The following is a 25,662-nucleotide window of genomic DNA, read 5'->3' as shown; positions in this document are numbered from 1 at the left end:
GCACTCCGATCCGTCACCCCCGCAGAAGCGCCGATCGCAAGGAGACCAGCCATGCAGCGCATCCACGTCGTCGGCGGCGGGCTCGCCGGACTCACCGCCGCCATCACCGCCGCCGAATCCGGGGCCCCGGTCACCCTCCACGAGGCACACGACATCCTGGGCGGACGGGCGAGGACCGCCCAGGGCCCCTACCTCACCAACGAGGGCCCCCACGCGCTCTACCACGGCGGCCCGCACCGGACCTGGCTCGAACAGCGGGGTCTCCTCGGCCCGCTCGCCTCCGTGCCACCGGTCGAGGGCACCCGCTTCTTCTTCCGCCGGGGCGGGGTCCTGCGCAGGACCCCGCCCCTCGCCATGCTCCGCCTCGCCCGTCGCGCCGCCCACCGGGCCCCGGTCGGCAGCGACTTCCTCGGCTGGGCCACCGGGCAGGTCGGTGAGGACGGTGCCCGGGCGGCGGCGCACTACATGGGGGTGGCGCTCTTCCACCACGACCCGGGGTCGCTGTCCGCCGCCTTCGTGCAGGAACGGCTCCGCAGGGCCGCCGCGCTGCCGCCCGAAGCCCGCTACCCCGTCGGAGGCTGGGGCCGGCTCGTCGACCGGATGGCGTCACGGGCCCGGGACATCGGCGTACGCGTCGAGACCGCAGCCCGCGTCGGCCCCGGCGATCTGGCCGGGCTGCGGAGCGACGGGCCGGTGATCGTCGCCACGCACCTGGAGTCGGCCCGGTCCCTGCTCGACGACGCCTCCCTGACCTGGACCGGCGGCCGTACCGCGCTTCTCGACGTGTCCTTCAGGACCCGCCGGGGCGACCCGTTCGTCGTGTCCGACCTCGACGCCCCCGGCTGGATCGAACGGTTCACGGCCCAGGACCCCACCCTCGCACCGGCGGGCGAACAGCTCGTGCAGGCGCAGATCCCCCTCGCCCCCGGCGCGCCACGCGGCGAAGCCGTACGACGGGCCGAGGACATGCTCGATCTCGGCTTCCCCGGCTGGCGGGAACGCACCACCTGGCGGCGGGAGGCACTGGCCTCCGGGCGCACGGGCGCCGTCGACCCGCCGGGCACGAGCTGGCGCGACCGCCCCGCCGTCGACCGGGGGGACGGCTTCCTGCTGGCGGGCGACATGGTCGCCGCCCCGGGGCTCCTCAGTGAGGTCTCGTTCAACAGCGGCATCGCCGCCGCCGTCGTGGCCGTACGCCTCCTGGGACGGACCGGTCGCACCACCCCCGGGGTGGACCTCGACAGCACGTGAGGTCCCGGCGCGCACTGGAGACCAGGGGCGCGGTGGGCAAGGCCGTGCTCGTCTGCTGAGGGATGCCCGTTGCCCGAGGACGGCCCGCCGGCAGATCCGTCAGGCGCCGCCGAGCCGCTCCAGCGCGCCGTCCGTCAGCCGGTACACGGTCCACCCGTCCTGCGGGCGCGCGCCGAGCGACTCGTAGAACGCGATGGACGGCGCGTTCCAGTCCAGCACCGACCATTCCAGGCGCCCGTAGCCGCGCTCCACGCAGATCCGCGCCAGCTCGGCGAGCAGCGCCTTGCCATGGCCTCCGCCCCGCCGCTCCGGGCGCACGTACAGGTCCTCCAGATACACCCCGTGGACCCCGCGCCACGTCGAGAAGTTGAGGAACCACAGCGCGAAGCCGACCACCTCGCCGTCCTCGTCCGACACCGCGATGTGCGCGTAGGCGGCGGGCCGTTCGCCGAAGAGCGCGTCGCGCAACTGCTCCTCGGTGGCCTTCGCCTCATCCAGCGCCTTCTCGTAGTCGGCCAGTTCACGGATCATGGTGTGGATCGCGGGGACGTCGGCGGGGGTTGCTTCACGAATCATGGGGGCAGCGTAGACAAGCCGTCGCAGGCGCCCGCCCCCTCACTCCCGCCCCAGCAGCCTGCGGGCGATCTCCGCGTGGTCCGGCGAAAGCGCCGTACGCCCCTCGCCCACCGCCCACAGCCCGTTCTGCAGCACCCGCCCCAGTGTCCACGCCCGGGCCCGCTCCCGGTCGAGGCCCAGCACGCCGGTCAGCAGATCGAACCTCCACAGCACCTCCCCGGCGTCGAACCTGTTGTCCAGCGCCGGGAACAGCTCGAACCCCGGATCGCCCGCCAGCGGCTTCGGATCCAGCACGACCCACTCGTCGGCCCGCCCGTCCTCCGCGCGGCCCGCGAGGACGTTGTCGTAGTGCAGGTCCCAGTGCAGCAGTCGGTCCCCGGGTTCCCCGGCGACCTCCCGCACCGCCGCCGCACAGTCCAGGAGCAGCCGCCGCTCGTCCTGGGCCGCCAGCCCGGCGACCGTCCCGGGCGCCGCGTCCACCATCCGGGCGGCCACGTCCGCCAGCCGCCGCATCCCCGCCGGAGCCGGTACGACGACGAGCCCGGCCAGGGACCCCGCGAGGATGCGCACGGACTCGCGCACGTCGGCGACACCGGCCAACGGACGGCTCTCGTCGAGCCGTTCCAGCAGCATCGACCCGGTCGCCGTGTCGTGCTCCAGGACACCCACCGCACCGGCGCCCGCGGCACCCCACGCCCGCAGCGCGACGGGCTCCCCCGCGGTCTCCTCGTCCAGCGCCTGGAGCTTCAGCGCCGCCCGCGTGCCGTCCTCCCGCACCACGGGAACCACCAGCGCGCACATCCCGTACATCGCGCGGCCGTCGGGCCGCAGCTCCCACTCCTCCAGGAACCGCGCGGCCAGCGCGGGCAGCGCCTCCGCGAACTCCCGTCCCCTCGAGCCGCCATGGACCCGAAGACTCTCGACCAGCTCGTCCGGAACCTCGATCACACCCCGACCCTAGGGGTACCGTCCCTCCAGCGAATCGGCTGCACACGGACAAGCAGGGGACTCATGAGCACCGTCAGTACCGTCAACGGCGGCATTTCGTTCTGGTACGCCCACGAGGGCATCCCCTCCCCCCGCGAGCCCCTGCCCGGCGACGGCAACGCCGACGTCTGCATCGTCGGAGGCGGCTACACCGGGCTCTGGACGGCGTACTACCTGAAGAAGGCGGTGCCCTTCCTCAACATCACCGTGCTGGAGGCCAAGTTCTGCGGCTACGGCGCCTCCGGACGCAACGGCGGCTGGCTCTACAACGGCATCGCGGGCCGCGACCGCTACGCGAGACTCCACGGCCACGACGCCGCCGTACGCCTCCAGCGCGCCATGAACGACACCGTCGGCGAGGTCGTCCGCACCGCCGGGGAGGAGGGCATCGAGGCCGACATCCACCACGGCGGTGTCCTCGAAGTCGCCCACACCCCGGCCCAGCTGGCCCGCCTCAAGGACTTCCACTCCGTCGAGATCGCCTTCGGCGAGACGGACCGCGTGCTCCGGGGCGCCCGCGAGACCGCCGAGCGCATCCGCGTCAACGGGGCCGTCGGCTCCAGCTGGACCCCGCACGGCGCGCGCCTGCACCCGGCCAAGCTGGTCAAGGGCCTCGCCGACACCGTGGAAGCCCTCGGCGTCACGATCCACGAGTCCACCCCCGTGACCGAGATCAAGCCCAAGCACGCCGTCACCCCGTACGGCACGGTGCGCGCCCCCTACGTCCTGCGCTGCACCGAGGGCTTCACCGCGGGCCTCAAGGGCCACGCCCGCACCTGGCTCCCCATGAACTCCTCCATGATCGTCACCGAGCCCCTGCCCGACGCGGTGTGGGACACGATCGGCTGGGACGGCCGCGAGACCCTCGGCGACATGGCCCACGCCTACATGTACGCCCAGCGCACCGCCGACGGCCGCATCGCCCTCGGCGGCCGGGGCGTCCCCTACCGCTACGCCTCCGCCACCGACAACGACGGCCGTACACAGCCCGCGACGATCGAGGCCCTGCGCGACCTGCTGATCCGCTTCTTCCCCACCACGGCGGGTACCCGCATCGACCACGCCTGGTCCGGGGTGCTCGGCGTACCCCGCGACTGGTGCGCCACCGTCACCCTGGACCGCAGCACCGGCCTCGGCTGGGCCGGCGGCTACGTCGGCTCGGGCGTCGCCACCGCCAACCTCGCCGCCCGCACCCTGCGCGACCTGATCCAGCAGGACTCCGGCCAGGCGGGCCCGACCGAACTGACCACCCTGCCCTGGGTGAACCACAAGGTGCGCCGGTGGGAACCCGAACCCCTGCGCTGGCTGGGCGTCCACACCCTCTATGCCGCCTACCGCGGCGCCGACCGCCGCGAGGCAGCGTCGTCCCGGGCCGGCACCGACCGGATCGCGAAGGTGGCGGACCGCATCTCCGGCCGCCACTGAGGGCCGCGAGAAGCCCCCGAGCAGCCCGCCCCGCCTCACCACCCAGGACGCCCGGGCGGCTCCGGGGCTCGCCGGCCGGCCGCCGCGCCTTCGCGGCCGGCCCCGGTCTCCCGTACCTCACCGGGCCCGACCCCGCACCCCGGGCAACCGGAACGGGCGCCCGCCCCTAGGCCGATCAGGAGAACGTCCAGCTCCGTACGGGTGACGGCGCGTATCCCTGCCCGTACCCCGCGCCACAAGCGGAATTGACTGAGGGTCACCACATCGCGGACGCCCTCCCCCGGGGCGCCTCCGCGCGACCTCGACGCCCGCCTGCCCCTGGCCTGCGCGGGCCATGGGAAGGGACCATCTCTATGCGGGTGCTGCGGAATATCGCCTTCGGTGCGATCGCCTCGCTGCTCCTCCTCGTCGGCCCGGCGCCGACGGCGGCCCACGCCGACACCGGTGACAGGGTCCGCCCCCAGGCCCAGTGCCCGACCGACGGCCGGACGCGCGGCACGAACGGAGCGCCCAACCCGGCCCTGGAGCAGTACTACCTCGACGACTGGCGGCTCGGCCCCCGCGTCCTGCCGAGGACCGGCGCCATCGGCAGGATGCTGCGCGGCTACGACCGCACGGGTCCGACGTCGGCGTACTGGTTCCTCGGGTGCTACTGGCAGACCAACCCCGTGACCGGGGAGTCCGGTTGGTGGTACCCGGACCACGACGGCTTCGTCCTCGACCGTGCGGGCGACCCTGTGCAGAAGCCGCTGACCCTCCGCGTCGGCCAGCTCGTCGACCTCTTCGGGAGCGGACGCGGAAACTTCCTCGCCCCCGCCGGCACGCCGTACGCCAAGCGCGCCATCCCGCCGAGCAACCTCGTCCGGTACACCGACGACTACCCCTACAGCTACCACCTGTACCGGGTGAAGGAGGCGTTCACGGTGCAGGCCGGCCGCATCCGGCCCTGGTTCGGGCAGCCCGGCCTGGGAATCCAGTACAAGACGACGGAACGGGTCTCGGAGCTGGTCACCGCCCAGAAGCTCGAAGCCCTGAACTGATCGCCACCGCACTCCCCCGGGCGGGTTCCGGCACGGCCGGAGCCCGCCCGGGCGCACGCAAGGGGGAACCGACCCGATGAACAGGGCCGAGCTCACCGAACGCCTCCGCCGCGAGGGGGTCCCGGACGCGCTGTACGAGATCCCGGGCGTCCACGGTGTCCCCTTCCAACTGGACGCCTACTACGTCCTGCGCCAGGAGGCGGACGCGTGGCCCGTCCTCATGCGCCAACGGGGCGAGGAGAGCGTCATCGAGCGCTTCGGCACCGAGGCGGAGGCGTGCCGCTACCTGTACGCCACCCTCACGGACGTGCCCCCGCCCGTACCCGGCGGCGCGGAACGGGTCGACCGGCTCCTGGCCGACGCCGACGACATCCAGCGCCGGGCGGAGGAGGACTTCGAACGGGCCCCCGGGGCGGAGGGCGACGACCGTCCGGGCGTCTGAACCTCGTCTGCCGTGTCCAGCGGCATCCGGCCACCGGCCGCGGACGCTCATCGAATCCTGCGCCGCCGGAAGCCACGCCTCCGAGGCCGTGAACCGCGCCCGCCTGCTCCCGGATTCACCCGCACGAAGCCGGGTGCCCCCGCTCCCGCCGGAAGGCGGAGCCCCCACGCGGACAGCCTGGCCCGAGGCGGACACGGGGTGAGACGTGGGCGGCGCCACCGGCACACGTCGACCACTGCGGCACACATCACCTCATTGATCAGCCTATTGGCCGATATGCGCGTGGCACCCTTGGACGATCCGAGGAGAGCGTCCGGCCAGGGCCGACCGCCCCGCCCGGTGCGGGACACCGCACACGTGACGGACCGCCTCCCCGCACCGCACACGTATCCCCGGCCTGCCGTACGTCCGCCACCGGCCTCACATGTGACGCGGCTCACGGGAACCCGTGCACCCTTTCCGAACAGGTAAATGCGTGAACGTATCTCTACGATCCCGGCTCCGGGCAGGCGACCCGGAGGCATTCCGGGAACTGTTCCAGGAACTCGCGCAAGCGGTGCACCGGCATGCCATGCGCGCCACCGGCGACTGGTCGGCCGCCGAGGAAGTCGTGTCACTCACGTTCCTCGAGGTGTGGCGGCTTCGGGAGAAGTTGGATGCCAATGACGACAGCGTGCACCCATGGGTGTACGGCGTCGCGACGAACGTACTGCGCAACCGTGGCCGCGCGGCGCGCCGCCACAGGAGCGCCATGTACCGCATGCCGGCGCTCGAGACCGCCCCCGACTTCTCCGACGAGGTCGCCGAACGCCTGGACGCCGACCGGAGACTCGACGCAGTCAAGGCCGCCGTCGCCCGGCTGCGCAAGAACGACCGGGAGGTCTTCCTGCTCTGCGTGTGGTCCGACCTCAGCTATGCCGAGGCGGCGCAGGCGCTCGGCATAGCCGTGGGCACGGTCCGCTCCAGGCTGGCCCGCGCTCGCAAACGGCTGCACGAGCTCACCGAGGAGGAACTGAAGAAACCGGGAAGACCCGGGGAACCGCCCGCCGTCCGCGAACAGATACGGGGTGACCGCGCTCCCGCGGTCCGGTCGACACAGGAGACAGTCCAATGAACGCCTTCCCGCAGCGGGGTGGAGAGACCGAACGCCAGGCCATGGCGGATCACTTTCCGGCTTCCGCGACGCACGGCCTCTCCTCCGCCCGTTCGGCACTTCTCGAGGAACACCTGATGCGCGAGATCACTCGTACCGAAGCTCCCGCGGCCCCCCGCCGCCCCCTCTGGCGGCTGGCGGTCATACCGGTCGCCGTAGCCGCCGCGGCCACCGCCGTGGTGCTGAACGCCACCGGCTCCACCTCGCCTGCCGCGCCGGCGACCGCCCTGTCCCCCGTCGTGAAGGTCTTGCCCGCCTCGGCCCAGGGGACCCCCGAGCTGGTGCAGCAGATCGCCGCCGCCACCAGCCGCCGCCGGCCGCTGACGATCCGGGCCGACCAGTACGTCTACGTCAGGAGCGAGGTCGGCTTCAGCCGCCAGATCCGTCAACGCACCATGGACGGACCGGTGAAGCTCGACGCCGTCCACGAGCGCGAGGTCTGGCTGCCGGAGGACCCCACCCGCCCCGGGCTCATCCGGGAAGGCGGCAAGGACGAAAGCCTCGGCGGCGGTGGCACGGCCGTGCTCGACGGCGGCACTCCGACCACCGCAGGCGCAGGCAACACGCCGTACGCCCAGGTGGCCGCGCTGCCCACCGACCCCGAGGTCCTGCTGAAGAAGATCTACGCCGTCACCGAGGGCAGCGCACCCGGCCGTGACGCCGCGGCCTTCGACTGGGTCGGCGAGACGATCGGCGAGGCCATCGTCCCGCCGGAAGTGGAAGCGGCCATCTGGCTGGCCGCCGGGAAGATCCCCGGCGTACAGGTCGTGCACGACGCCGTCGACGCCGCGGGCAGGCACGGCGAGGCTCTGGCTTTCGAGTCCCTCGGCGAACGCTCCGAGTACATCTTCGACAGGGCCACGCACACCTACCTCGGCGAACGCAGCTACCTGGTCAAGGCCGGCGATGCCGGCAAGGCGGGCCAGCTGACGGGCATCACCGCCGTGCTCGACCGGGGGGTGGCCGACAAGACCGGCCAGGTACCTTCCGGCCGCAAGGCGTGACCCTCGTGTTCCCGCCGCTCGGACGCGTTCCCGTGCGACCGGAGTAACGCCGGTTCTTCCCGAAGCCTCCCGGATGACGGGGAACTCGGACGCGGCTGCGGCCAGGTAGAGGTGTGGCCGCGTCCGGGCGGCCCGTTCTCGGAAGGACTTCGCATGCGGGTCGGAAAACGGTGGCGCCGGACAGCGGTGGCCACCGCTGCGGCAACACCCTGACCCAGACGATCCACAACGCCTCTCGCACCACCACGTGAGCGATGTGACCGGCGTCACGGGAACTCCTCCTCCGTCGCGAACAGGTCACTACGAAGACCACCACACCGAGCGCCGCCCGCGGACCAGGACTTCCGAGCGGTGGCGGGCACCTATACGAAGAGGACAACCGTGCAGACACACCCCCTCGTCATGGCCATCACCGAGCAACGCATTCCCGTGGCGGCACTGGGCGGCGTCGCCGCGTTCGTCGTCGCGGTCCTCGTGATCAGCGGTGCCGTCCTGGTGCGACGCCACCGGCGATAAGACGGCCGGCATACGGACGCCCTCGGACCCCGGCCGCAGAACCGGCGTACCGGCGAACGACGAAAGCCCAGCTCAGAGCGCATCTGAGCTGGGCTTTCCGCTGAGCCCCCTATCGGATTCGAACCGATGACCTACGCATTACAAGTGCGTTGCTCTGGCCAGCTGAGCTAAGGAGGCGTGCCGGAGCAGTCTAACCAACCTCACGGCCTGGTCACGCCCAATATTCGGGACCTTGGACTACTGACAGATCCGGAATCCCCAGGTAGCGTCACCTCAGGTTCACTCCGGTGGACCACACCACTCCATTACTCGGATCGTCCGGCACGTTCCTGCCGGTGAGGAGAAGTACTGCCATGGCCAGTGTCACGTTCGACAAGGCGTCCCGCGTCTACCCCGGCTCCACGAAGCCGGCTGTGGACCAGCTCGAGATCGACATCGAGGACGGCGAGTTCCTCGTCCTCGTCGGTCCCTCCGGTTGTGGCAAGTCGACCTCCCTGCGCATGCTCGCGGGTCTCGAGGACGTCAACGGCGGCGCGATCCGCATCGGTGACCGCGACGTCACGCACCTGCCCCCGAAGGACCGGGACATCGCCATGGTGTTCCAGAACTACGCGCTCTACCCGCACATGTCCGTCGCGGACAACATGGGCTTCGCCCTCAAGATCGCCGGTGTGAACAAGACCGAGATCCGGGCGAAGGTCGAAGAGGCCGCCAAGATGCTGGACCTCACCGACTACCTGGACCGCAAGCCGAAGGCGCTCTCCGGTGGCCAGCGCCAGCGTGTGGCCATGGGCCGCGCCATCGTGCGTGAGCCCCAGGTCTTCCTCATGGACGAGCCGCTGTCGAACCTCGACGCCAAGCTCCGCGTGTCGACGCGTACGCAGATCGCCTCGCTGCAGCGCCGCCTCGGTATCACCACGGTGTACGTCACCCACGACCAGGTCGAGGCCCTCACCATGGGCGACCGCGTCGCGGTCCTCAAGGACGGTCTGCTCCAGCAGGTCGACTCGCCGCGCAACATGTACGACCGCCCCGCGAACCTCTTCGTGGCCGGCTTCATCGGTTCCCCCGCGATGAACCTCGTCGAGGTCCCGATCACCGACGGCGGCGTGAAGTTCGGCAACAGCGTCGTCCCGGTCTCCCGCGAGGCGCTCACCGCCGCCGCGAACCGTGGTGACACCACCGTCACGGTCGGCATCCGCCCGGAGCACTTCGACATCGTCGAGCACGGTGGCGCCGCCGCGACCGGCCTCTCCAAGGCCTCGTCCGACGCCCCGGCCGGTCTGGCCGTCTCGGTCAACGTCGTCGAGGAGCTCGGCGCCGACGGCTTCGTCTACGGTGCCGCGCAGGTCGGTGGCGAGCACAAGGACCTGGTCGTCCGTGTCGGCGGCCGCGCCGTCCCGGAGAAGGGCACCGAGCTGCACGTCGTGCCGCGCCCGGACGAGCTGCACGTCTTCGCCACCTCGACCGGTGAGCGCCTGACCGACTGATCACCTGATCATCCCGCCGCGGCCCCGCGTTCCCTCCGAGGAACCGGGGCCGTTCGCGTGTCGTGTCGCGTCCCGGGGTTTCGCATCAACGGGGTGCCAAATACCCCGGCAGAAAGGGTATTTCACCCCAGAACGTCAACGTGTGATTCGAAAAGCCTCGTCGAACCATCCCTCGCAAGGGTGACGAAATGTCGCCGAGTCATCACTGCCCGCTACGCTCGCCTGCGTGACCCACACCGCGCGCCGAATCGGCCGAACCCTAGCTTTCGTACTGCCCGTCGTCATGGTCCTGTCCGGGACCCTCGCGGTCACCCGTGTGCAGTGGTCGGGGCAGGACACCGAGACCCAGTTGCTGACCGCCGCCTCGGAGACCGTGTCGAAGCAGGCCAAGGCACGGGCACCGCAGGACATCCTGCGGGACAAGCTCCTGCTGGAACTCCGCGAGAAGGACCCGGGCGTCGCCCTCACGAGCCTCCAGCGCTCCGTCGAGGGACGCCCGTCGCTCGCCAGGCACTGCATGTCGATCGCCAAGGCCCTGGGCAAGGCGGCCGTCGACCAGTACGGCCCGACCCGCGCCCACCGCTTCTCCCGTCCGGTCTGCGACACCTCCTTCGCCTCGGGGGTCGCACAGTTCAGCTGAGCCGGGCATGTCCCGGCACGGCATATCGTGCCTGGCATGCATACGTATCCGACGCAGGCCGTGATCCTGGCGGGTGGCCAGGGGTCACGGCTGCGCCCGTACACCGATGACCGCCCCAAGCCGATGGTCGAGATCCCCGGAACCGGGACTCCGATCATCGGCCATCAGCTGTCCTGGCTGGCCGCCGAGGGCGTCACCGATGCCGTGATCTCGTGCGGCCATCTCGCCGGAGTCCTGCAGGAATGGCTGGACTCCGCCGTACTCCCCCTGCGTGTCACGACCGTCGTCGAGACCGAGCCCCTGGGCCGTGGCGGCGGTCTCAAGCACGCCGCCACGCGGCTCCCCGACCCGTCGGAGCCCTGGTACGCCACGAACGGCGACATCTGGACCCGCTTCTCCCTGCGGGAGATGGCCGCCTTCCACTCGGAGCGGGACGCCACCGCGACACTCGCGCTGGCCCGCCCTCGGATCCCGTGGGGCGCCGTGGAGACGGACGCCTTCGGACACATCACCGACTTCATCGAGTCCCCGCCGTCGCCGTATCTGATCAACGCCGGCGTGTACGTCTTCGCGCCCTCCTTCACGGCGATGCTGCCGGACCGGGGCGACCACGAGCGCACGACGTTTCCCAGGCTCGCCCGCGAACGCCGGCTGGCCGGCTACCCGCTGCCGCAGGGCGCCTACTGGCGGGCCATCGACACCGCGAAGGACCTCACCGAGGCCGCGAAGGAACTGGGCGCCCACGCGGGCGGCTGAGGCTCCACAGCCCCGGTCCGTGCGCGGACGGCCGAGGCTCCCCGCAACCCTGGTCCATACCTGATTGGCGCGCCCAGCACCCCGGTCCATGCGTGAGGGCGGCCACCGGACATCCGGTGGCCGCCCTCACGGCGTGGGGTGCGGCGGTCAGCCGAGCAGGCCGCCGATCGGGTTCTGGCCGGCGCCGCCGGACGAACCGCCACCGGAGCCTCCGTCCGAACCGCCGCCGTCCGAACCACCGGTGGCACCGCCGGAGTTGCCGGAACCGGAGGAGCTGGGGCCCGGGTCCCCGGCGGGCGGCTCCTGCGGCTCCGGCTCCTGCGGCGGAGCCTGGCCGGTGCCCTGGGTCTGGCTGGGCTGTCCCGTGCTGGCTCCCGCGGTCGGACCCGAGTCACGCGAGGAGTCGGAACCCGGGGTGGACTCCTCGGCCGACGGGGTACCGGGGGCGCTGGAGGGCGACGCCTCCGGCCGGCGCTGCTCGGGGCTGCTGGACGGCTTGCGCTTCTTGGCCTTGGACTCGCCGGGGAGCGGGGAGCCGGGCAGCTGGTTGGTCGGGTAGCTGTCGGGACCCGGCACGGTCACGACCTCGCTGGAGCGGACCGCTCCGCCGAGCATGGAACCGACGAGCAGGGTCAGACCGACGACCACCGTGGCCACCGCGCTGCCCCGGCGCAGCACCCGGCGGCGGAGGTCCCGGACCTCCGAGCGCGGGCCCAGCGTGCGCCACGCCTCGCCCGCGAGGCGCCCGTCCAGGGAGTAGACGGGGGCACCCGCGATGACGAGCGGGCTCCAGGCGGCCAGCAGGATGATGTCCGAGACGCCGTAGGTGCCGACGCTCCGCCAGCTGACCGTCACCAGGAGCGCGGCGGAGAGCAGGACGCCGAAGGCGGCGGCGACACGCTGCCACAGGCCGAGGACCGTGAGGACACCCACGACGACCTGGAGGAAGGCGACCAGGAGTCCGGCGCCGACGGGGTGGGACAGGGCGAAGTCGCGCAGCGGCTCCGCGGCGGACCACGGGTGCAGCGAGGACAGGTACTTGACCATGGAGCCCCGGTCGCCGCCCTCGAAGTAGGCGGGGTCGCAGAGCTTGCCCATGCCCGCGTAGATCGAGATGAAGCCGAGCAGGACGCGCAACGGGAGGAGCACGACCCCGAGGTTCATCCGGCGGTCGGGGTAGTAGGCGTGCCGGACGTTGTCACCGGCCTGGCGGCGCTCCCCGGTGGTGGCGCCGTCACGGTCCTCGCCGTCGCGGGGATCGTCTCCGTATCCGGTGTCGTATCCGTCGTGCGGCGGTGTGCCCGCGGAGTCGTACGCGCCGACGGCCTGCCGCATGGGGGGCAGCAGGGGGCCGCTGCGGCCCCCGCCGTACTGGTGGGGTGCGGGGACCACGGGGTTGGGCTGGGTCTCGTCGAGGCGCGGGATGACCTGGGTGCCGCCGCCCGCGTCGTCGTGGCCCGCGCCGAAGTCGCCGCCGGGGCGGGTGCCGAGGTGGCCGGCGGTGGAGTTCCGTACGGCCTGCAGGAGTCCGGTCGCACCGGGGTCGCCCGGCTCCGACCTGCCGCTCCAGACGACGGGAGCGCGCCTGCGGGCCCCCGCGCCGCTCATGGCGGGGATCCTCGCCGGCCCGGCCGAGCCCAGGGGGCGCAGACGTGTGCGCTGGCCCGGGGCGAGCTGCACCCGGAAGCTGGCGTGGCTGACGATGACCTGCGCGGGGTCACTGTCCACCTTCGTCATGCTCAGGGCGGGTTGGTCGTCGAACCGAGGCGTTCTGGTGTCCACACTCATCTAACCGAGTGATGTGTGATTAGGACACTGCCTTGACGCATCGGAAGTGTCCGAGACCCGTCAAAATCCGGCCACCCTGCTTCCCCCGGGAACTTTCGTGCGCCTGCCGAACGTCAACCAGCACAGCTTTCGGGGACATTGAGCGCAGGGGGAATGGGACACGGTGGCCGGTCAGCAACTCATCTTCAGGGATCTCGCCCGCTATCCGGTCATCGCCCAGGCGCTGGACAACCAGTGGCTCCCGAGCGATCTCGCTGCGGCGAGGCAGCACGCGAACGCACCGTCCGGACGTCTGCCCGACCACGTGGCGGCATCCTCCGCGGAGTTGCGCCGTGCGCTGGTCAACAGCGGCACTCTGGTGGTCAACCGGGCGTACTTCATCAACAACCAGGCGGTTTCGGCCAACTATCTGCCCACTGCGGAGCCGTCGGAACGCCAGGCATTCATCGACCTCCTCAACGGACGCGCGCTCGTCCCCTTCCTGTACTCCGAGCGGGATCCCGCGGCGGAGTACGGCTGGACCAGTGACCCGCAGGTGCACCGCGCCTGGCAGCGGCTGCTCAGCGACGACGCCGAACCCGCACTCGTCCGCTTCGACTGGGACGACGACGCCAACCGCGAGGCCACGGACGACATCAACCACTTCTTCTCCAGCCGGTTGACCACCCTCATGCGACTCCGTGAGGCGCCGCTGAAGAAGCACCTGGGCATCTCGCTCGACCAGGCCCGTGCCATGAAGGAGGGCATCCTCACCGACCTCGCCGTCTGGGCCACCCGACAGGATCTGTACGCGACGATCACGCGCGAGGCCGTCTACAAGGAGTTCCTGACCCGGCCGGGCACCGAGGTGCACGAGGGGCTGCTGAGGGAGGGCGAGCACGTCGTCGCCGCGAAGCAGCTGATCGACCTTCTGTACAACCTGGGTGTACCCAAGGCGAGCGGGGTGACCGCGCTGACTCCTCCCGGCTCACCCCCGAGGTCCGCGCTCCAGGAACTGCGCGACGACGTCCGCAGCCGTCCCGACGACCCGGAGCAGATCGGCCTGCTGCTGCGTGACGTGTTCGCCGACGCCCTCCACCGGGCGGTGGACGGACCCCGTTCGTACGGTTCGCTGTCGCTGTCCGACATCACGCGCCTGCGGACGACCGAGGAATGGTACGGCTACGTGAACGCCCTGGACACGTTCGTCCGGGGCAGCTTCAAGGACGGCCGGGTGCCCACGCCGGAGGAGTTCCGTGCCGGCACGGGCGACGTGGCCAGGCTGCACCGCGGCATGCTGGGGGCCGCCCGCCGGTCGAGCCGGACGCGGCAGGGTTTCCAGCGCGAGATGAAGGTGGCACTGGTCCTGGAATCCGCCGGCATCGCCCTCCAGGTGACGGCCGGGGAGGAGGTGTCGCTGCTGGCCGGTTCGCTCCAGATGGCCACGGCACTCGCCGGGGCACTCAGTGTGCGGCTGGAGTTCTTCGACCGTGAGGGACGAGGTGCGCGCAGCGGGCTCGGACACTCGCTCACGTTGCCCTCTCTCCAGCTGCGCAACGTCAGGAAGGACTGGGAGGAGATCCTCAAGTCCTACGGCGGCCGGGTCGTGGAGACCGGCGCGGACCCGCGGCGGTCCCAGGCCGATCAGCAGTCACCCCATGTCTGATCACGGCCGGGTACGGGAACACACTCCAGATGGACACCGAGCACTACGAGCGGCTGCGGGCGGAGCGCCCTGAACTCTTCGGCAACGAACCGGGCGGCATCGAGATCCTCTGCGACCCGGAGGCCGTCGCCGAGGCCGGCGGGGTGATGTACAGCGACCCTTACGTCACGCTGCTCCGGGACCCCGTGCGCTTCCCGGACGGTTCCACCGGGACGTACATACGCTCGATCGGCGCCACGCCGGAGCCGGGCTGTGTGGTGCTCCCGCTGCTCGACGGCGGGGTGGTGCTGATCGAGCACTTCAGGCACGCGACGCGCTCGTGGCACTGGGAGGTACCGCGCGGTTTCGGCACCCCGGGACTGCCCGCTCCGGAGAACGCCGCGAAGGAGCTGCGGGAGGAGATCGGAGCGGAGGCGCGCGAGGTGATCCCGCTCGGCGATGTGCATCCCGACTCGGGCACGACGGCCGACCGGGTGGCCCTGTTCGCGGCGCGGATCGACCGCATCGGCACCCTGCAGAAGGCCGAAGCGATCCGCACCCACCTCACCGTGCCGTTCGCCGAGGCGGAGGCGATGGTCGGCGACGGCCGGATCACCGACGCCTTCACGATCGCGGTCCTGATGAGGGCGCGGCTGGCGGGCCTGACCGGCTGAAAGCCGTCGGCCCGCCCCGCCCACCGCACCTCATGCCCGGCGGCGGGCCACCTCGTAGAGCACGATGCCCGCGGCGACACCGGCGTTCAGCGATTCGGCACCGCCCGGCATGGAGATCCGGACCCGGTAGTCGCACGTCTCGCCGACGAGGCGGCCGAGGCCCTTGCCCTCGCTGCCGATGACGATGACGACGGGGCCCGCCAGCTCCTCCAGGTCCTCGACGGTGTGCTCGCCGTCGGCGGCGAGGCCGACCACGGTGAGGCCCGCCTTCTGGTAGCCCTCCAGGGCACGGGTCAGGTTGGTGACCCGCGAGACGGGGGTGCGTGCGGCGGTGCCGGCCGAGGACTTCCAGGCCCCGGCCGTCATGCCGGCCGCCCGGCGCTCGGGGACGACCACGCCGTGGCCGCCGAAGGCGGAGACGGAGCGCACGATCGCGCCGAGGTTACGGGGGTCGGTGACGCCGTCGAGCGCGACGATCAGCGGGTCCTCGTTGTTGTCGTACGCGGCCGCGGTGAGGTCCTCCGGGTGCGCGTACTCGTACGGCGGGACCTGGAGGACGAGGCCCTGATGGTTCAGGCCGTTCGTCATCCGGTCGAGCTCGGGGCGCGGGGCCTCCATGAGGTTGATGTTGCCGCGCTCACCGGCGAGCTGCAGCGCCTCGCGGACCCGCTCGTCGTTGTCGATGTACTGCTGGACGTAGAGCGTGACCGCGGGGACGCCGTCGCGCAGCGCCTCGAAGACCGGGTTGCGGCCCACGACCATCTCCGACGTGCCCTTGACGCCGCCACGGCGGGGGGCGGGGCGGCGGGCCGCGGCCTGCTTGGCCTGGGCGTTCGCCACCCTGTTCTTCTTGTGTCCCTTGCGGGCGGAGGCGGGCGGCGTCGGTCCCTTGCCTTCGAGAGCACGGCGTCGGTTACCGCCGCTGCCGACCTGCATGCCCTTCTTGTTGGACGTGCGGCGGTTCCTGCGCTGGCTGTTCCCGGCCATGACCTACCTGTTTCGTTGCTTCAGAAAAACGTCGTCAAGTGAAAGTGTGCCGCCCGGACGGCCGGGCGGCACATTTGCGCTGCTCACGCATGGTGCGAGGACCCGCTCAGCGCGGCCCGAGCGTCCACCGCGGCCCCGAGGGGCTGTCCTCGATGACGAGGCCGGACTGGTTGAGCTGGTCGCGGATGGCATCGGCGGCGGGCCAGTCCTTGCGCTCGCGTGCCGACTGCCGCTGGTCGAGGACGAGCCGTACGAGGGTGTCGACCACGCCGTGCAGGTCCTCACCGCGGTCGCTCTCGCCCGCCCAGTGCGGGTCGAGCGGGTCCAGACCGAGGACGCCGAGCATCGCTCGCACTTCGGCGAGGCGCGCGACAGCGGCTTCCTTGTCGTCGGCCGCGAGGGCGGAGTTGCCCTGCCGGACGGTGGTGTGGACGATCGCGAGCGCCTGCGGGACGCCCAGGTCGTCGTCCATCGCCTCGGCGAACGCGGGCGGCACCTCGGCGGCGGCCTCGACCGGCCCCCCGGCCTTCTCCACCACGCGCTGGACGAAGCCCTCGATGCGTGCGAAGGCCGACTCGGCCTCGCGCAGGGAGTCCTCGCTGTACTCGATCATGGAGCGGTAGTGCGGGGTGCCGAGGTAGTACCGCAGGACGATGGGGCGCCAGGCCTTCACCATCTCGCTGACCAGGACGGAGTTGCCGAGCGACTTCGACATCTTCTCGCCGGACATGGTGACCCAGCCGTTGTGCACCCAGTACTTCGCGAACTCGTCGCCGAACGCCTTGGCCTGGGCGATCTCGTTCTCGTGGTGCGGGAAGATCAGGTCGATGCCGCCGCCGTGGATGTCGAAGGCGCTGCCGAGGTACTTGTGGGCCATCGCCGAGCACTCCAGGTGCCAGCCGGGCCGGCCGCGGCCCCACGGGGTCTCCCAGGACGGCTCGCCGGGCTTGGCGGCCTTCCACATGGCGAAGTCCCGCAGATCGCGCTTGCCGGTCTCGTTGTCCCCCGAGGGCTGGCGCAGGTCGTCGAGGTCCTGGTTGGACAGCTCCAGATATCCCTCGAACGAGCGCACGTCGAAGTAGACGTTGCCGTCGGCCTCGTAGGCGTGGCCGCGCTCGATGAGGCCGCGCATCATCTCGACCATCTCGGTGATGTGGCCGGTGGCACGCGGCTCGTACGTCGGCGGGAGGCAGCCCAGGGTGTCGTAACCCGCGTTGAACGCCCGCTCGTTCTCGAAGCCGATGGCCCACCAGGGGCGGCCCTGCTCGGCCGACTTGTTGATGATCTTGTCGTCGATGTCGGTGACGTTCCTGATGAACGTGACGTCGTAGCCGCGGTACTCGAACCAGCGGCGCATGATGTCGAAGTTCAGCCCCGACCGGATGTGACCGATGTGCGGGGCGGCCTGGACAGTCGCGCCACAGAGGTAGATCGAGACACAGCCCGCTGTGAGCGGGGTGAAGTCACGGATCTGCCGGGCGTTGGTGTCGTGCAGGCGAATAGTCACGCCTCAAGGGTAGTGGGCCCGCACCAGTGCCCAGCGCCCCCTGTGGAAAACGTGTCACAACTAATGGGCGACGGTGGCTCCCGGTTCCCGCGCGTCCCCTCCGGTGGGCAGGGTCAGGGCGATCGCGGCGCCCGCGAGGGGCACGGCGGCGAGGACGGTCCACAGGACGGGTACGGGTGCGCCGAGGAGCGTCCCGGCGGCGGCGCTGCCCCCGAGGACCGCGACACCGGACAGGGAGGACATGGCGCCGGTGGCGAGCCCCAGCCGCCGGTCGTCGACCAGGTCGGGCACCAGCCCCCGGGCCGCGGGGACCAGCAGCATCTGGCCGAGCGTGAGCAGCACCACGAACACCGCCCCCGGGAGGAGCCCCGCCGGCCCGCCCGGCAGGACGGGCACCACGGCGAAGCCGGCGGCGACGACGGCGAGCCCGGAGACGAGGGCGGTCCGGGGCGTGACGCGGCGGGCGGACCAGCGTGCCAGCGGCAGTTGCGCGCCGACGACGAGCAGGGAGGAGAGCGTGAAGAGCCCGCCGAGCGCTCCCTGCGACCCGGTGGCCCGCTCCACCTCCGCGGGCAGGGCGAGGTAGAGCTGGTTGTAGGAGACGAGATACGTGCTGTACACGAGGCACAGGACGAGGAAGGGCCGGTTCGCGAAGACCTGCCGGGAGGACCCGGCGCCCTCCCCCCGGATCCGCGGGCGGCGCGGCCCGCGGGGCATGAGCCGGGCGTGACCGGCCAGCACGCCGACGAAGACGGCGGCCCCGGCGAGGCACGCCGCCCGGAAGCCGCCCCCCAGGAGCAGCAGCAGACTGCCGAGCAGCGGGCCGGCGAACGCACCGGCCTGGCCGGCGGCGGAGAACACGGCCAGCACCCGCGTGCGCGGCGTCCCCGTCGCCTTCTCGTACGCGACGGCCGTGCGGGCGGTCTCGGACTCCACGGCGGGTGAGAAGAGCGCGGCGGCGAAGCCGATGAGCAGCACGGCCCCGATGACGGTGGCGGTCGACCCCGCCTGCGCCAGCCAGCAGAACCCGGCGACGCGCAGGACGCACCCGGAGAGGACGACCGGCCGGGGGCCGTAGCGGTCGGTGAGCGAGCCCCCGACGACGAAGAGTCCCTGCTGGCTGAAGGTGCGCAGCCCGAGGACGAGCCCCACGAGCCATCCGGCCATGCCCAGCCCGTCGCCGAGGTGGGCGGCCAGATAGGGCAGTACCGCGTAGAAGCCCGTGTTGAAGGCGAACTGGGTGGCGGTCAGCAGCCGGAGGTAGGGCTTGAGCCCCTGGGAGTCCCTGCCCGTCCGGGCGCCCTCCGCGTACGTCGTCACCGGCGGCCCCTGCCCCGTACGGCCGCCGAGGTCAGTACCGCGAGCACGCCGAGGACGGCGAGGGCGGCGGCGGGGGCGAGGACGGCCCAGGGGGCTCGTTCCGCGTAGGGCATGTTCTCCGCGAGCATGCGGCCCCACTCCGGGGCCGGGGGCGCTGTCCCGAGGCCGAGGAAGCCGAGGGAGGCGAGTGCCAGAGCGACGGCCGGGACACGCAGGACGGCGTGGCGTACGACCGGCGGCAGGACGCCCGGCAGGATGTGGCGCCGCAGCCGGTGGGCGCGTCCGGCACCGAGAGCGCGGGCCACGGCGACGTGCGGTGCGGCCCGCTCCTGCGCGTACAGCGCCGAGGTGTGCGCGGCGAGCGGCGCCCAGGCGACGGCGGCCACGGCCGCCGCCGCGCCCCAGGGCCCGGGGCCCACGACCCCCGCGACGACGAGTCCGGCCAGCACGGCGGGCAGGGCGTTGGCCGTCTCGGTGAGCGCTCCGGCCCGTACGAGGCCGGCGAGCAGCCCCAGGAGCAGGGTCACGGCGCTGACGGCGACGGCGGTGAGCACGGTCGTGGCGGCGCCGTGGCCCAGTCGGGCGAGGACGTCGCGGCCGAGCGAGTCGGTCCCCAGCGGGTGGGCCGCCGACGGCAAGGCGAGGCGGGCGGTGGCATCGGCGGCCAGGGGGTCGCGCAGCAGGCCCGCGAGGGTGACGGCGACGAGCAGCGCCCCGAGGACCACGGCGGCGGCGGCCACCGCGCGGCGGGCGGGCAGGGACGGGGGGACCAGTGGCGGGAGGGCGTCGTCCGTCCGGGCGGGCCCGAGCAGCATCCGGGAGCCGAGACGGGCGGCGGACCCGGCGGCGGCGCCGAGCAGCAGCAGAAGCAGCACGCACGCCTGGAGGACGGGCAGGTCCTGGGCGAGGGCGGCGGCCAGAGCGGTGCCGCCGAGCCCGGGTATGGCGTAGAGCGTCTCCACGGCGACCGCGCCGCCGGTGAGCCCGACGACCACCAGGCCGAGCTGGGGCAGCAGCGCGGGCAGGGCGCGGCGCAGGGCGTGCGCCGCTGTCCGGTGCGGGGGCAGGCCGTTGGCCGCGGCCGCGCGTGCCCAGGGCTCGGCGAAGGCGGCAGGCAGCGCGTCGTCCAGCAGCCTGCCGAGCAGGGCACCCGCCGGGACGCCCATGGCGACGGCGGGCAGTACGAGCTGGTCGGCCCCGCCCCATCCGAGGGCGGGGAGCCAGCCCAGCTGTACGGCGAGGACGGTCGCCAGGACGGAGGCCAGGAGGAACTCGGGCAGCGCGGCGAGCCCGGCGGCGCCGACGCCCGCGCGGGTGGTGTCCAGCCTGCGCCGGGCCCCCCTCCGCAGGGTCCCGGCGGCCAGGGCGAACGCAAGGAGGAGGGCGACGGCGAGCGAGGCCCCCATGAGCGTGAGCGAGACGCCGAGCGCGGATACGGCGTCGGGGCCGACGGGCTGCCCGGAGACCCAGGACTCCCCCAGGTCGCCCCGCGCCACTCCCGCGGCCCAGCCGCCGAGGACGTGCAGCGGGCCTCCGTCCAGCCCGGTGTCGGCGCGGATGGCATCGAGGACCGCGGGCGTCGGCGGCCGGTCCGCGTACCGCGCGTGGAGGATGGTCAGCGCCGGGTCGGTACGGGTCAGCCTGGGCAGCAGCCCGATGACGGCGGCGACGGCCAGGAGCGCGCCGAGCCGGCCGGCCAGGTGCTTCACCGGGTCAGCCCCGGCGGGTGTCGGCGGTGATGAGCGTGCGCTCCATCGGGTCGAGGGCTACACCGTGGACGCGTGCGTCGTCGTAGCCCTGGACGAAGCGCTCGTGCACGAGCGGCACGAGCGCGTCGGTGCCGAGCACCGCGGCCTCTGCGGTCATCTCGGCGCGGTGGCGTTCGTCGGTGCCGACCGGCGACGCGGCCTTGCCGATCGCGGTGTCGACGCGCTTGTCGCAGAGCTGGGAGATGTTGAAGCTGCCGTCGCAGGTGAAGTCGGAGGCGAGGTAGGACGCGGGGTCGGCGGTGTCCAGCAGGGTGTTGCGGGCCTGGATGAACGCGTCGTACTCGCCGGCGAGCGCGTCCGCCTCCAGCTGCGCGTAGTCGCGCACGACCTGCTTGACGGTGAAGCCGCGCTTCTCGAGCTGCTGCTGGACCAGCGTGGCGACCTCGGGGAGTTCGGGGCGGTTGGTGTAGGTCGCGAGGACTATCTCCACGGTCTTCGCCACCTCGTCGCGGCCCGCCGCCGCGGCCCTGCCCGTCGGGGCGGTGCGCTTGCCGGCCGCCCACGGGACACCGGGGCCGAGGAGACCCTGTCCGGCGTCGGCCCGGCCCTCGTACACCCCGTCGACCAGGGCCTTCGAGTCGATGGCCTCCCGGGCGGCGGCGCGCATGGCGGGGTCGGCGAAGACGCCGTGCGCGGTGTTCAGCGAGAGGCCGTTGGTGCGGGCGGACGGGAACTCGTGGACGTAGGAGTTCCCGAGCAGCGACGCCTGGGAGATCGGCACGTACTCGGCGACGTCCACGGCCTTCGTCCGCAGCGCGTTGGCGCGGGCGGTGCCGTCCGCGACGAAGGTGACGTCGACGCCCGGGGCCTTGGCCTTGCCGCCCCAGTAGTCCGCGTTGCGTTCGAGGGTGGCGGCGACCGCGCCCTTGACGCGGGTCAGCGTGAACGGGCCGGTCGCGTGCCCTGCGGGGTTCGCCTTCCCTCCCTTGTAGGCGCGGGCGGAGAGGATGGCGAGGGACGGGTTGGCGAGTCGCTGGGGAAGCAGCGGGTCGGCGGCCCCGGTGACGATCCGTACGGTGTCCGGGCCCTCGGCCGTCGCCCGGAGAGTGGTGTCGGACAGGACGCGGGGCAGCGGGGACGCCTTGCCCGCCGCCGTGAGCGACCGGACGACGTCTTCGGGACCGACCTTCGAGCCGTCCTGGAAGACGGCGTCGCGCAGGGTGAACGACCAGGTGGTGGCGTCGTCCCGCTTCCAGGACGTGGCGAGCGAGGGCTTGGCGGCGCCGTTCCGGTCGAGGGTCGTGAGCCCTTCGACGACCGCGAGACGGCTGAGGGTGACCGCGTCGTCCCCGTACGGCGACATGGCCTGGGCGGGCGGGAAGGCCATGACGACCCGGAGCCGCTGCGCGTCCCCCGACGTTCCGGTGCCGCTCGACGAGGAGCAGGCGGCGAGCGGGAGGAGCAGGGCGGTGGCGGCGGCGAGCACCGGCAGCGGGACGCGGCGGTTCCGGGGCGTAGGCATGACGAAGAGCCTATATGAAAACGATTATCATGTGACAGCCGGGGCCCCACTCAGCCCGGACGGGTCCCACTCAGCCCGGACGGGCAGCTCCGGACACTCAGGCGGGGACATCCGCGCCGGGCATCGGCAGCTCGAAGTGGATGATGCCCTGGCCGCCGCCCGGGAGGGTCCGCTCGTCGCAGACCTCGTCCGCCATGGACCGCCAGAACGGCTCGGCACCCGGTACCGCCGGATCGGTGTGCAGGTAGAGCGAGGTGTAGCCGCCCGCACGCGCGGCGAAGTCACCGAGCCGGCGCACCAGTTCGCGCGCCAGACCGTGCCTGCGGTGTTCGGGGCGCACGTAGATCCGGCAGAGCTGCGCCGTCGAGCCGGACGGGAACCGGTCGGCGACCCACCGCGGATTCGGCGGGGACTGCGGGCCCCGGTCCCGGACCGCTCCGGTCGCCACGACCTCGCCGCCGTACTCGGCGACCAGCAGCGTGCAGCGAGGGGGCGTCAGATAGGCGCCCTCGAGGTCGATGACGTCGGCGTGCCAGCGGGGCACGTATCCGGAGCGCAGGTCGCGGTAGACCGTGTCCAGCATCACGGCGCGCGCTCCGCCGAGGTCCCGTGCGGTAGCCGTGCGCAGCACGTACGCGGCCGAAGCCGCCGGCTCCACCACCACCTCCGCGGTCGTACCCGCCACGCCACCGTCCTCGCTCCCGGTTCCGCGGCGCATCGCACCCGCGGCCATCTCCTGCGGAACCAGCGTACGTGCAATCAATGTGCAGGAGAGGGCCAGGGGTGCCGCACCGCGGCTGCCGTTCCGCGCGAGAGCGCGCAGCGGTTGCACCCGGGCCCGCCGGCGTGGCGCGGCCCGGGCTCCGGGGTCAGCCCGTGGTGCGGTAGACCAGCGCGGTCGCGATGCCCGCGATCCCCTCGCCCCGGCCGGTGAACCCGAGGCCGTCGGAGGTGGCCGCCGACAGGGAGACGGGCGCGCCGACCGCGTCGGACAGCACCTTCTGCGCCTCGTCCCGGCGCTTGCCGATCTTCGGACGGAGTCCGACGACCTGCACGGCGACGTTGCCGATCCCGAAGCCCTCGGACCGCACGATCCGGGCGGCCTCGGTGAGCAGGGTGACCCCGGAGGCTCCGGACCACTCGGGGCGGCCGGTGCCGAAGTGCTGCCCCAGGTCGCCGAGTCCGGCGGCCGAGAACAGGGCGTTGCAGGCGGCGTGGGCCACGACGTCCGCGTCCGAGTGCCCGGCCAGACCGGGCCCCTCGCCTTCCCAGAGCAGACCGGCGCACCAGAGTTCGCGGCCCTCCTCGAAGGCGTGGATGTCGGTGCCGATCCCGACGAGCGGAATCACGGGCACGGGCTGCTCACGTGCTGCTTCAGAACCCATCGTTCGCCCTCCGGCGTGCGAGAACGGCCTCGGCCAGGACCAGGTCCAGCGGGCGGGTCACCTTGAACGCCTCTTCGTGGCCGGGCACGACGACGACGGTCCCCCCCAGCCGCTCGACCATGCCCGCGTCGTCGGTCGCCCCGTCCCCGTCGACGGCCACCCGCTCGTGGGCCCGGACCAGCGTCGCCCGGTCGAAACCCTGCGGCGTCTGCACGGCTCGCAGGCGCGCCCTTGCGGGAGTCGAGAGGACCGGCTCGGGAGCGCCCGGCTCCCCCGGCTCGACCTCCTTGACCGTGTCGGCGAGCGGCAGCGCGGGGACGACCGCGGGGGCCCCGTCGCGCACGGTCTCGATGACGGCGTCCACGGTGTCGACGGGCACGAGCGGCCGGGCCGCGTCGTGGACGAGCACGACGGAGACGTCCTCCGGCAGGGCGTCGATGCCCAGCTTCACGGACTCCTGGCGCGTCGCACCGCCGGGGACGACGACGTAGTCGGTGCGCTCGGGCAGCGCGTGACCGTCGATGAGGTTCTTGACCTCGGGCGCACCCTCCGGCGGCGCGACCACGACGACCAGCGAGACGGCGCGGGACGCGGCCATGGCCCGTACGGCGTGGATCAGCATCGGGGTACCGCCGAGGGCGCGCAGCGCCTTGGGTGTACCCGGGCCGAGCCGCACCCCGCGGCCGGCCGCGGGGATCACCGCCGCGGTGCGGCCGGTACTCGGTTCAGCGGGCGACGGGGACATCGGTGACATCGGTTGCACTCCGAAGCTTCGGCAGGTTTGTTTCCACGGCCGACATGGGTAGTGGGCCCAGTGAGCCGGGCTCAACGCCTCGACCTGACCGGGACCCCTTCCGTGACCCCTGGTCGGCCGGGCCGCCGCCAGGGCTTGAAGAGGGTGCGAGATTACCGAGCGACACGCCACCGGGACGCGGCCGGGGTGGGTCTCCCGGATCCCGCCACCGAAGGCTGCTCCCGTCGGCTTCGCGCCGCCCGGGAGACGAAACATGCCGCGGCGCCCGACGACTCGCCGTACAGACGGCTTGTCAGCGGGCACCGCGGCACGTATGCACAGACCGGACACTTCGCGCCGGTGTCATCCGGTCATCGGTGTCGTCCGGATCAGGACGCGAGGACCTCGTCGAGAAGGGCCTCGGCCTTGTCCTCGTTCGTGTTCTCCGCGAGGGCGAGCTCGCTCACCAGGATCTGGCGGGCCTTCGCGAGCATGCGCTTCTCACCTGCGGAGAGACCGCGCTCGCGCTCGCGACGCCACAGGTCACGAACCACTTCGGCGACCTTGATGACATCGCCGGAGGCGAGCTTCTCGAGATTTGCCTTGTAGCGTCGGGACCAGTTCGTCGGCTCCTCGGCGTACGGTGCGCGCAGCACCTCGAAGACCCGGTCCAGGCCTTCCTGCCCGACCACGTCACGCACACCGACGAACTCCGCATTGTCCGCCGGCACACGAACCGTCAGGTCGCCCTGGGCGACCTTGAGCACCAAGTAGGTCTTGTCCACGCCTTTGATCTGGCGAGTTTCGATAGCCTCGATCAGCGCGGCCCCGTGATGGGGATAGACCACGGTGTCGCCAACCTTGAACGTCATGTGACAGGTACCCCTTCCGTGGCTATCCAGAGTAACACGAGAACAGCTTCTCCTGAATGGCGTTTTCGCAGGTCAGGGCATATCTCGGGGCTTGACAACTGCAACACGAACGTGCTTCGGAGGCCTTCCGGAAGGCGATATTCGCAGGTCGGAGCGGGCGTACGGGCGAGCTGAAACGTGCCCGTCACACGACCCGGAAGTCCTCCAGAAGGGGCCGAACGTCCCGTTTTGTCGCGTTCCGGATGGTGAACTTTGCCTGCT

General features: G+C 72.3%; 24 protein-coding genes and 1 tRNA gene. 12 read left to right on the top strand and 13 right to left on the bottom strand.

Going from position 1 to position 25,662, the window contains the following annotated elements:
- Window positions 1-51 precede the first annotated feature (51 nt).
- Window positions 52-1,251, top strand: coding sequence for an FAD-dependent oxidoreductase (locus tag OHT61_RS17925; protein WP_329039656.1), 1,200 nt, complete (start codon window positions 52-54; stop codon window positions 1,249-1,251).
- Window positions 1,252-1,350: 99 nt separating this feature from the next.
- On the opposite strand, the gene OHT61_RS17920 is transcribed toward OHT61_RS17925, so the two are convergent.
- Both OHT61_RS17920 and OHT61_RS17915 read right to left on the bottom strand, forming a co-directional pair.
- On the bottom strand, window positions 1,351-1,827 hold the full coding sequence (locus OHT61_RS17920) for a GNAT family N-acetyltransferase (protein WP_329039654.1): 477 nt from the start codon (window positions 1,825-1,827) through the stop codon (window positions 1,351-1,353).
- A gap of 39 nt (window positions 1,828-1,866) precedes the next feature.
- Window positions 1,867-2,775, bottom strand: coding sequence for an aminoglycoside phosphotransferase family protein (locus OHT61_RS17915; protein ID WP_329039652.1), 909 nt, complete (start codon window positions 2,773-2,775; stop codon window positions 1,867-1,869).
- Window positions 2,776-2,838: 63 nt separating this feature from the next.
- On the opposite strand from OHT61_RS17915, the gene OHT61_RS17910 reads away from it, so the two are divergent.
- From OHT61_RS17910 to OHT61_RS17885, 6 genes are all read left to right on the top strand, one after another.
- Window positions 2,839-4,239, top strand: coding sequence for an NAD(P)/FAD-dependent oxidoreductase (locus OHT61_RS17910; protein WP_329039650.1), 1,401 nt, complete (start codon window positions 2,839-2,841; stop codon window positions 4,237-4,239).
- A gap of 353 nt (window positions 4,240-4,592) precedes the next feature.
- Entirely contained in the window at window positions 4,593-5,279 is a 687-nt protein-coding gene (locus OHT61_RS17905) for a TNT domain-containing protein (protein WP_329039647.1), read from the top strand.
- 76 nt (window positions 5,280-5,355) lie between these two features.
- Window positions 5,356-5,721, top strand: a complete 366-nt coding sequence (locus OHT61_RS17900; protein WP_329039645.1) for a hypothetical protein — start codon at window positions 5,356-5,358, stop codon at window positions 5,719-5,721.
- 475 nt (window positions 5,722-6,196) lie between these two features.
- Complete coding sequence (locus OHT61_RS17895; protein ID WP_329039643.1) at window positions 6,197-6,835, top strand: RNA polymerase sigma factor; 639 nt, start codon at window positions 6,197-6,199, stop codon at window positions 6,833-6,835.
- Window positions 6,832-7,878 (top strand): CU044_5270 family protein, encoded by a 1,047-nt coding sequence (locus OHT61_RS17890; protein ID WP_329039641.1) that lies wholly within the window; start codon window positions 6,832-6,834, stop codon window positions 7,876-7,878. Before OHT61_RS17895 ends, OHT61_RS17890 begins: the two co-directional genes overlap by 4 nt.
- Window positions 7,879-8,259: 381 nt before the next feature.
- Window positions 8,260-8,394 (top strand): hypothetical protein, encoded by a 135-nt coding sequence (locus OHT61_RS17885; RefSeq protein ID WP_329039640.1) that lies wholly within the window; start codon window positions 8,260-8,262, stop codon window positions 8,392-8,394.
- Window positions 8,395-8,497: 103 nt separating this feature from the next.
- On the opposite strand, the gene OHT61_RS17880 is transcribed toward OHT61_RS17885, so the two are convergent.
- Window positions 8,498-8,571 (bottom strand) — tRNA-Thr (locus OHT61_RS17880).
- Between the two features lie 176 nt (window positions 8,572-8,747).
- Between OHT61_RS17880 and OHT61_RS17875 the strand changes: the two genes are divergently transcribed.
- From OHT61_RS17875 to OHT61_RS17865, 3 genes are all read left to right on the top strand, one after another.
- Window positions 8,748-9,884: an ABC transporter ATP-binding protein gene (locus tag OHT61_RS17875; protein WP_099174120.1), complete on the top strand. Its 1,137-nt coding sequence runs from the start codon at window positions 8,748-8,750 to the stop codon at window positions 9,882-9,884.
- 226 nt (window positions 9,885-10,110) lie between these two features.
- Window positions 10,111-10,524 (top strand): hypothetical protein, encoded by a 414-nt coding sequence (locus OHT61_RS17870; protein ID WP_329039636.1) that lies wholly within the window; start codon window positions 10,111-10,113, stop codon window positions 10,522-10,524.
- Between the two features lie 36 nt (window positions 10,525-10,560).
- Window positions 10,561-11,280, top strand: a complete 720-nt coding sequence (locus tag OHT61_RS17865; RefSeq protein WP_329039634.1) for a nucleotidyltransferase family protein — start codon at window positions 10,561-10,563, stop codon at window positions 11,278-11,280.
- 147 nt (window positions 11,281-11,427) lie between these two features.
- On the opposite strand, the gene OHT61_RS17860 is transcribed toward OHT61_RS17865, so the two are convergent.
- A complete protein-coding gene (locus OHT61_RS17860) occupies window positions 11,428-13,068 on the bottom strand; it encodes a DoxX family membrane protein (RefSeq protein WP_329039632.1) in 1,641 nt (546 codons plus the stop codon).
- A 163-nt stretch (window positions 13,069-13,231) separates the two neighbouring features.
- On the opposite strand from OHT61_RS17860, the gene OHT61_RS17855 reads away from it, so the two are divergent.
- Both OHT61_RS17855 and OHT61_RS17850 read left to right on the top strand, forming a co-directional pair.
- The gene (locus OHT61_RS17855) at window positions 13,232-14,713 is read left to right on the top strand and encodes a hypothetical protein (RefSeq protein ID WP_329039630.1); all 1,482 of its coding nucleotides are present in this window, start codon (window positions 13,232-13,234) and stop codon (window positions 14,711-14,713) included.
- 29 nt (window positions 14,714-14,742) lie between these two features.
- Window positions 14,743-15,366, top strand: a complete 624-nt coding sequence (locus OHT61_RS17850) for an NUDIX hydrolase (RefSeq protein ID WP_329039627.1) — start codon at window positions 14,743-14,745, stop codon at window positions 15,364-15,366.
- A 30-nt stretch (window positions 15,367-15,396) separates the two neighbouring features.
- On the opposite strand, the gene rlmB is transcribed toward OHT61_RS17850, so the two are convergent.
- The 9 genes from rlmB to OHT61_RS17805 all read right to left on the bottom strand — a co-directional run bounded on the left by rlmB (window position 15,397) and on the right by OHT61_RS17805 (window position 25,401).
- A complete protein-coding gene (gene rlmB, locus OHT61_RS17845; protein ID WP_329039624.1) occupies window positions 15,397-16,353 on the bottom strand; it encodes a 23S rRNA (guanosine(2251)-2'-O)-methyltransferase RlmB in 957 nt (318 codons plus the stop codon).
- Between the two features lie 106 nt (window positions 16,354-16,459).
- A complete protein-coding gene (gene cysS, locus OHT61_RS17840; RefSeq protein ID WP_329039622.1) occupies window positions 16,460-17,860 on the bottom strand; it encodes a cysteine--tRNA ligase in 1,401 nt (466 codons plus the stop codon).
- A gap of 60 nt (window positions 17,861-17,920) precedes the next feature.
- Entirely contained in the window at window positions 17,921-19,180 is a 1,260-nt protein-coding gene (locus OHT61_RS17835) for an MFS transporter (protein ID WP_329039619.1), read from the bottom strand.
- Window positions 19,177-20,889: an ABC transporter permease subunit gene (locus tag OHT61_RS17830; protein WP_329039617.1), complete on the bottom strand. Its 1,713-nt coding sequence runs from the start codon at window positions 20,887-20,889 to the stop codon at window positions 19,177-19,179. The genes OHT61_RS17835 and OHT61_RS17830 overlap by 4 nt, the downstream gene beginning before the upstream one ends.
- Before the next feature lie 4 nt (window positions 20,890-20,893).
- Window positions 20,894-22,411: an ABC transporter substrate-binding protein gene (locus tag OHT61_RS17825; RefSeq protein WP_329039615.1), complete on the bottom strand. Its 1,518-nt coding sequence runs from the start codon at window positions 22,409-22,411 to the stop codon at window positions 20,894-20,896.
- A 97-nt stretch (window positions 22,412-22,508) separates the two neighbouring features.
- Window positions 22,509-23,129 carry a GNAT family N-acetyltransferase gene (locus OHT61_RS17820; RefSeq protein ID WP_443049620.1) on the bottom strand — a complete coding sequence of 207 codons (621 nt, stop codon included), beginning with the start codon at window positions 23,127-23,129 and terminating at the stop codon, window positions 22,509-22,511.
- Between the two features lie 151 nt (window positions 23,130-23,280).
- On the bottom strand, window positions 23,281-23,796 hold the full coding sequence (gene ispF / locus OHT61_RS17815; RefSeq protein WP_329039610.1) for a 2-C-methyl-D-erythritol 2,4-cyclodiphosphate synthase: 516 nt from the start codon (window positions 23,794-23,796) through the stop codon (window positions 23,281-23,283).
- Entirely contained in the window at window positions 23,786-24,550 is a 765-nt protein-coding gene (gene ispD / locus OHT61_RS17810; protein ID WP_329039608.1) for a 2-C-methyl-D-erythritol 4-phosphate cytidylyltransferase, read from the bottom strand. The genes ispF and ispD overlap by 11 nt, the downstream gene beginning before the upstream one ends.
- Before the next feature lie 368 nt (window positions 24,551-24,918).
- Complete coding sequence (locus OHT61_RS17805; protein ID WP_006380568.1) at window positions 24,919-25,401, bottom strand: CarD family transcriptional regulator; 483 nt, start codon at window positions 25,399-25,401, stop codon at window positions 24,919-24,921.
- Window positions 25,402-25,662 lie beyond the last annotated feature (261 nt).

Source organism: Streptomyces sp. NBC_00178, from assembly GCF_036206005.1.
Lineage (GTDB): Bacteria > Actinomycetota > Actinomycetes > Streptomycetales > Streptomycetaceae > Streptomyces.
Note: the sequence above shows the minus strand (reverse complement) of the source record. Positions and strands in the feature narration are given on the sequence as shown.

What these genes read in the sequence shown, in the direction of transcription:
- OHT61_RS17925 (WP_329039656.1), top strand. Translation starts at nt 52, where the DNA reads ATGCAGCGCATCCACGTCGTCGGCGGCGGGCTCGCCGGACTCACCGCC.
- OHT61_RS17920 (WP_329039654.1), bottom strand. Translation starts at nt 1,827, where the DNA reads ATGATTCGTGAAGCAACCCCCGCCGACGTCCCCGCGATCCACACCATG.
- OHT61_RS17910 (WP_329039650.1), top strand. Translation starts at nt 2,839, where the DNA reads ATGAGCACCGTCAGTACCGTCAACGGCGGCATTTCGTTCTGGTACGCC.
- OHT61_RS17905 (WP_329039647.1), top strand. Translation starts at nt 4,593, where the DNA reads ATGCGGGTGCTGCGGAATATCGCCTTCGGTGCGATCGCCTCGCTGCTC.
- OHT61_RS17900 (WP_329039645.1), top strand. Translation starts at nt 5,356, where the DNA reads ATGAACAGGGCCGAGCTCACCGAACGCCTCCGCCGCGAGGGGGTCCCG.
- OHT61_RS17890 (WP_329039641.1), top strand. Translation starts at nt 6,832, where the DNA reads ATGAACGCCTTCCCGCAGCGGGGTGGAGAGACCGAACGCCAGGCCATG.
- OHT61_RS17875 (WP_099174120.1), top strand. Translation starts at nt 8,748, where the DNA reads ATGGCCAGTGTCACGTTCGACAAGGCGTCCCGCGTCTACCCCGGCTCC.
- OHT61_RS17865 (WP_329039634.1), top strand. Translation starts at nt 10,561, where the DNA reads ATGCATACGTATCCGACGCAGGCCGTGATCCTGGCGGGTGGCCAGGGG.
- OHT61_RS17860 (WP_329039632.1), bottom strand. Translation starts at nt 13,068, where the DNA reads ATGAGTGTGGACACCAGAACGCCTCGGTTCGACGACCAACCCGCCCTG.
- OHT61_RS17850 (WP_329039627.1), top strand. Translation starts at nt 14,743, where the DNA reads ATGGACACCGAGCACTACGAGCGGCTGCGGGCGGAGCGCCCTGAACTC.
- rlmB (WP_329039624.1), bottom strand. Translation starts at nt 16,353, where the DNA reads ATGGCCGGGAACAGCCAGCGCAGGAACCGCCGCACGTCCAACAAGAAG.
- OHT61_RS17825 (WP_329039615.1), bottom strand. Translation starts at nt 22,411, where the DNA reads ATGCCTACGCCCCGGAACCGCCGCGTCCCGCTGCCGGTGCTCGCCGCC.
- OHT61_RS17820 (WP_443049620.1), bottom strand. Translation starts at nt 23,129, where the DNA reads ATGCGCCGCGGAACCGGGAGCGAGGACGGTGGCGTGGCGGGTACGACC.
- ispF (WP_329039610.1), bottom strand. Translation starts at nt 23,796, where the DNA reads ATGGGTTCTGAAGCAGCACGTGAGCAGCCCGTGCCCGTGATTCCGCTC.
- ispD (WP_329039608.1), bottom strand. Translation starts at nt 24,550, where the DNA reads ATGTCACCGATGTCCCCGTCGCCCGCTGAACCGAGTACCGGCCGCACC.
- OHT61_RS17805 (WP_006380568.1), bottom strand. Translation starts at nt 25,401, where the DNA reads ATGACGTTCAAGGTTGGCGACACCGTGGTCTATCCCCATCACGGGGCC.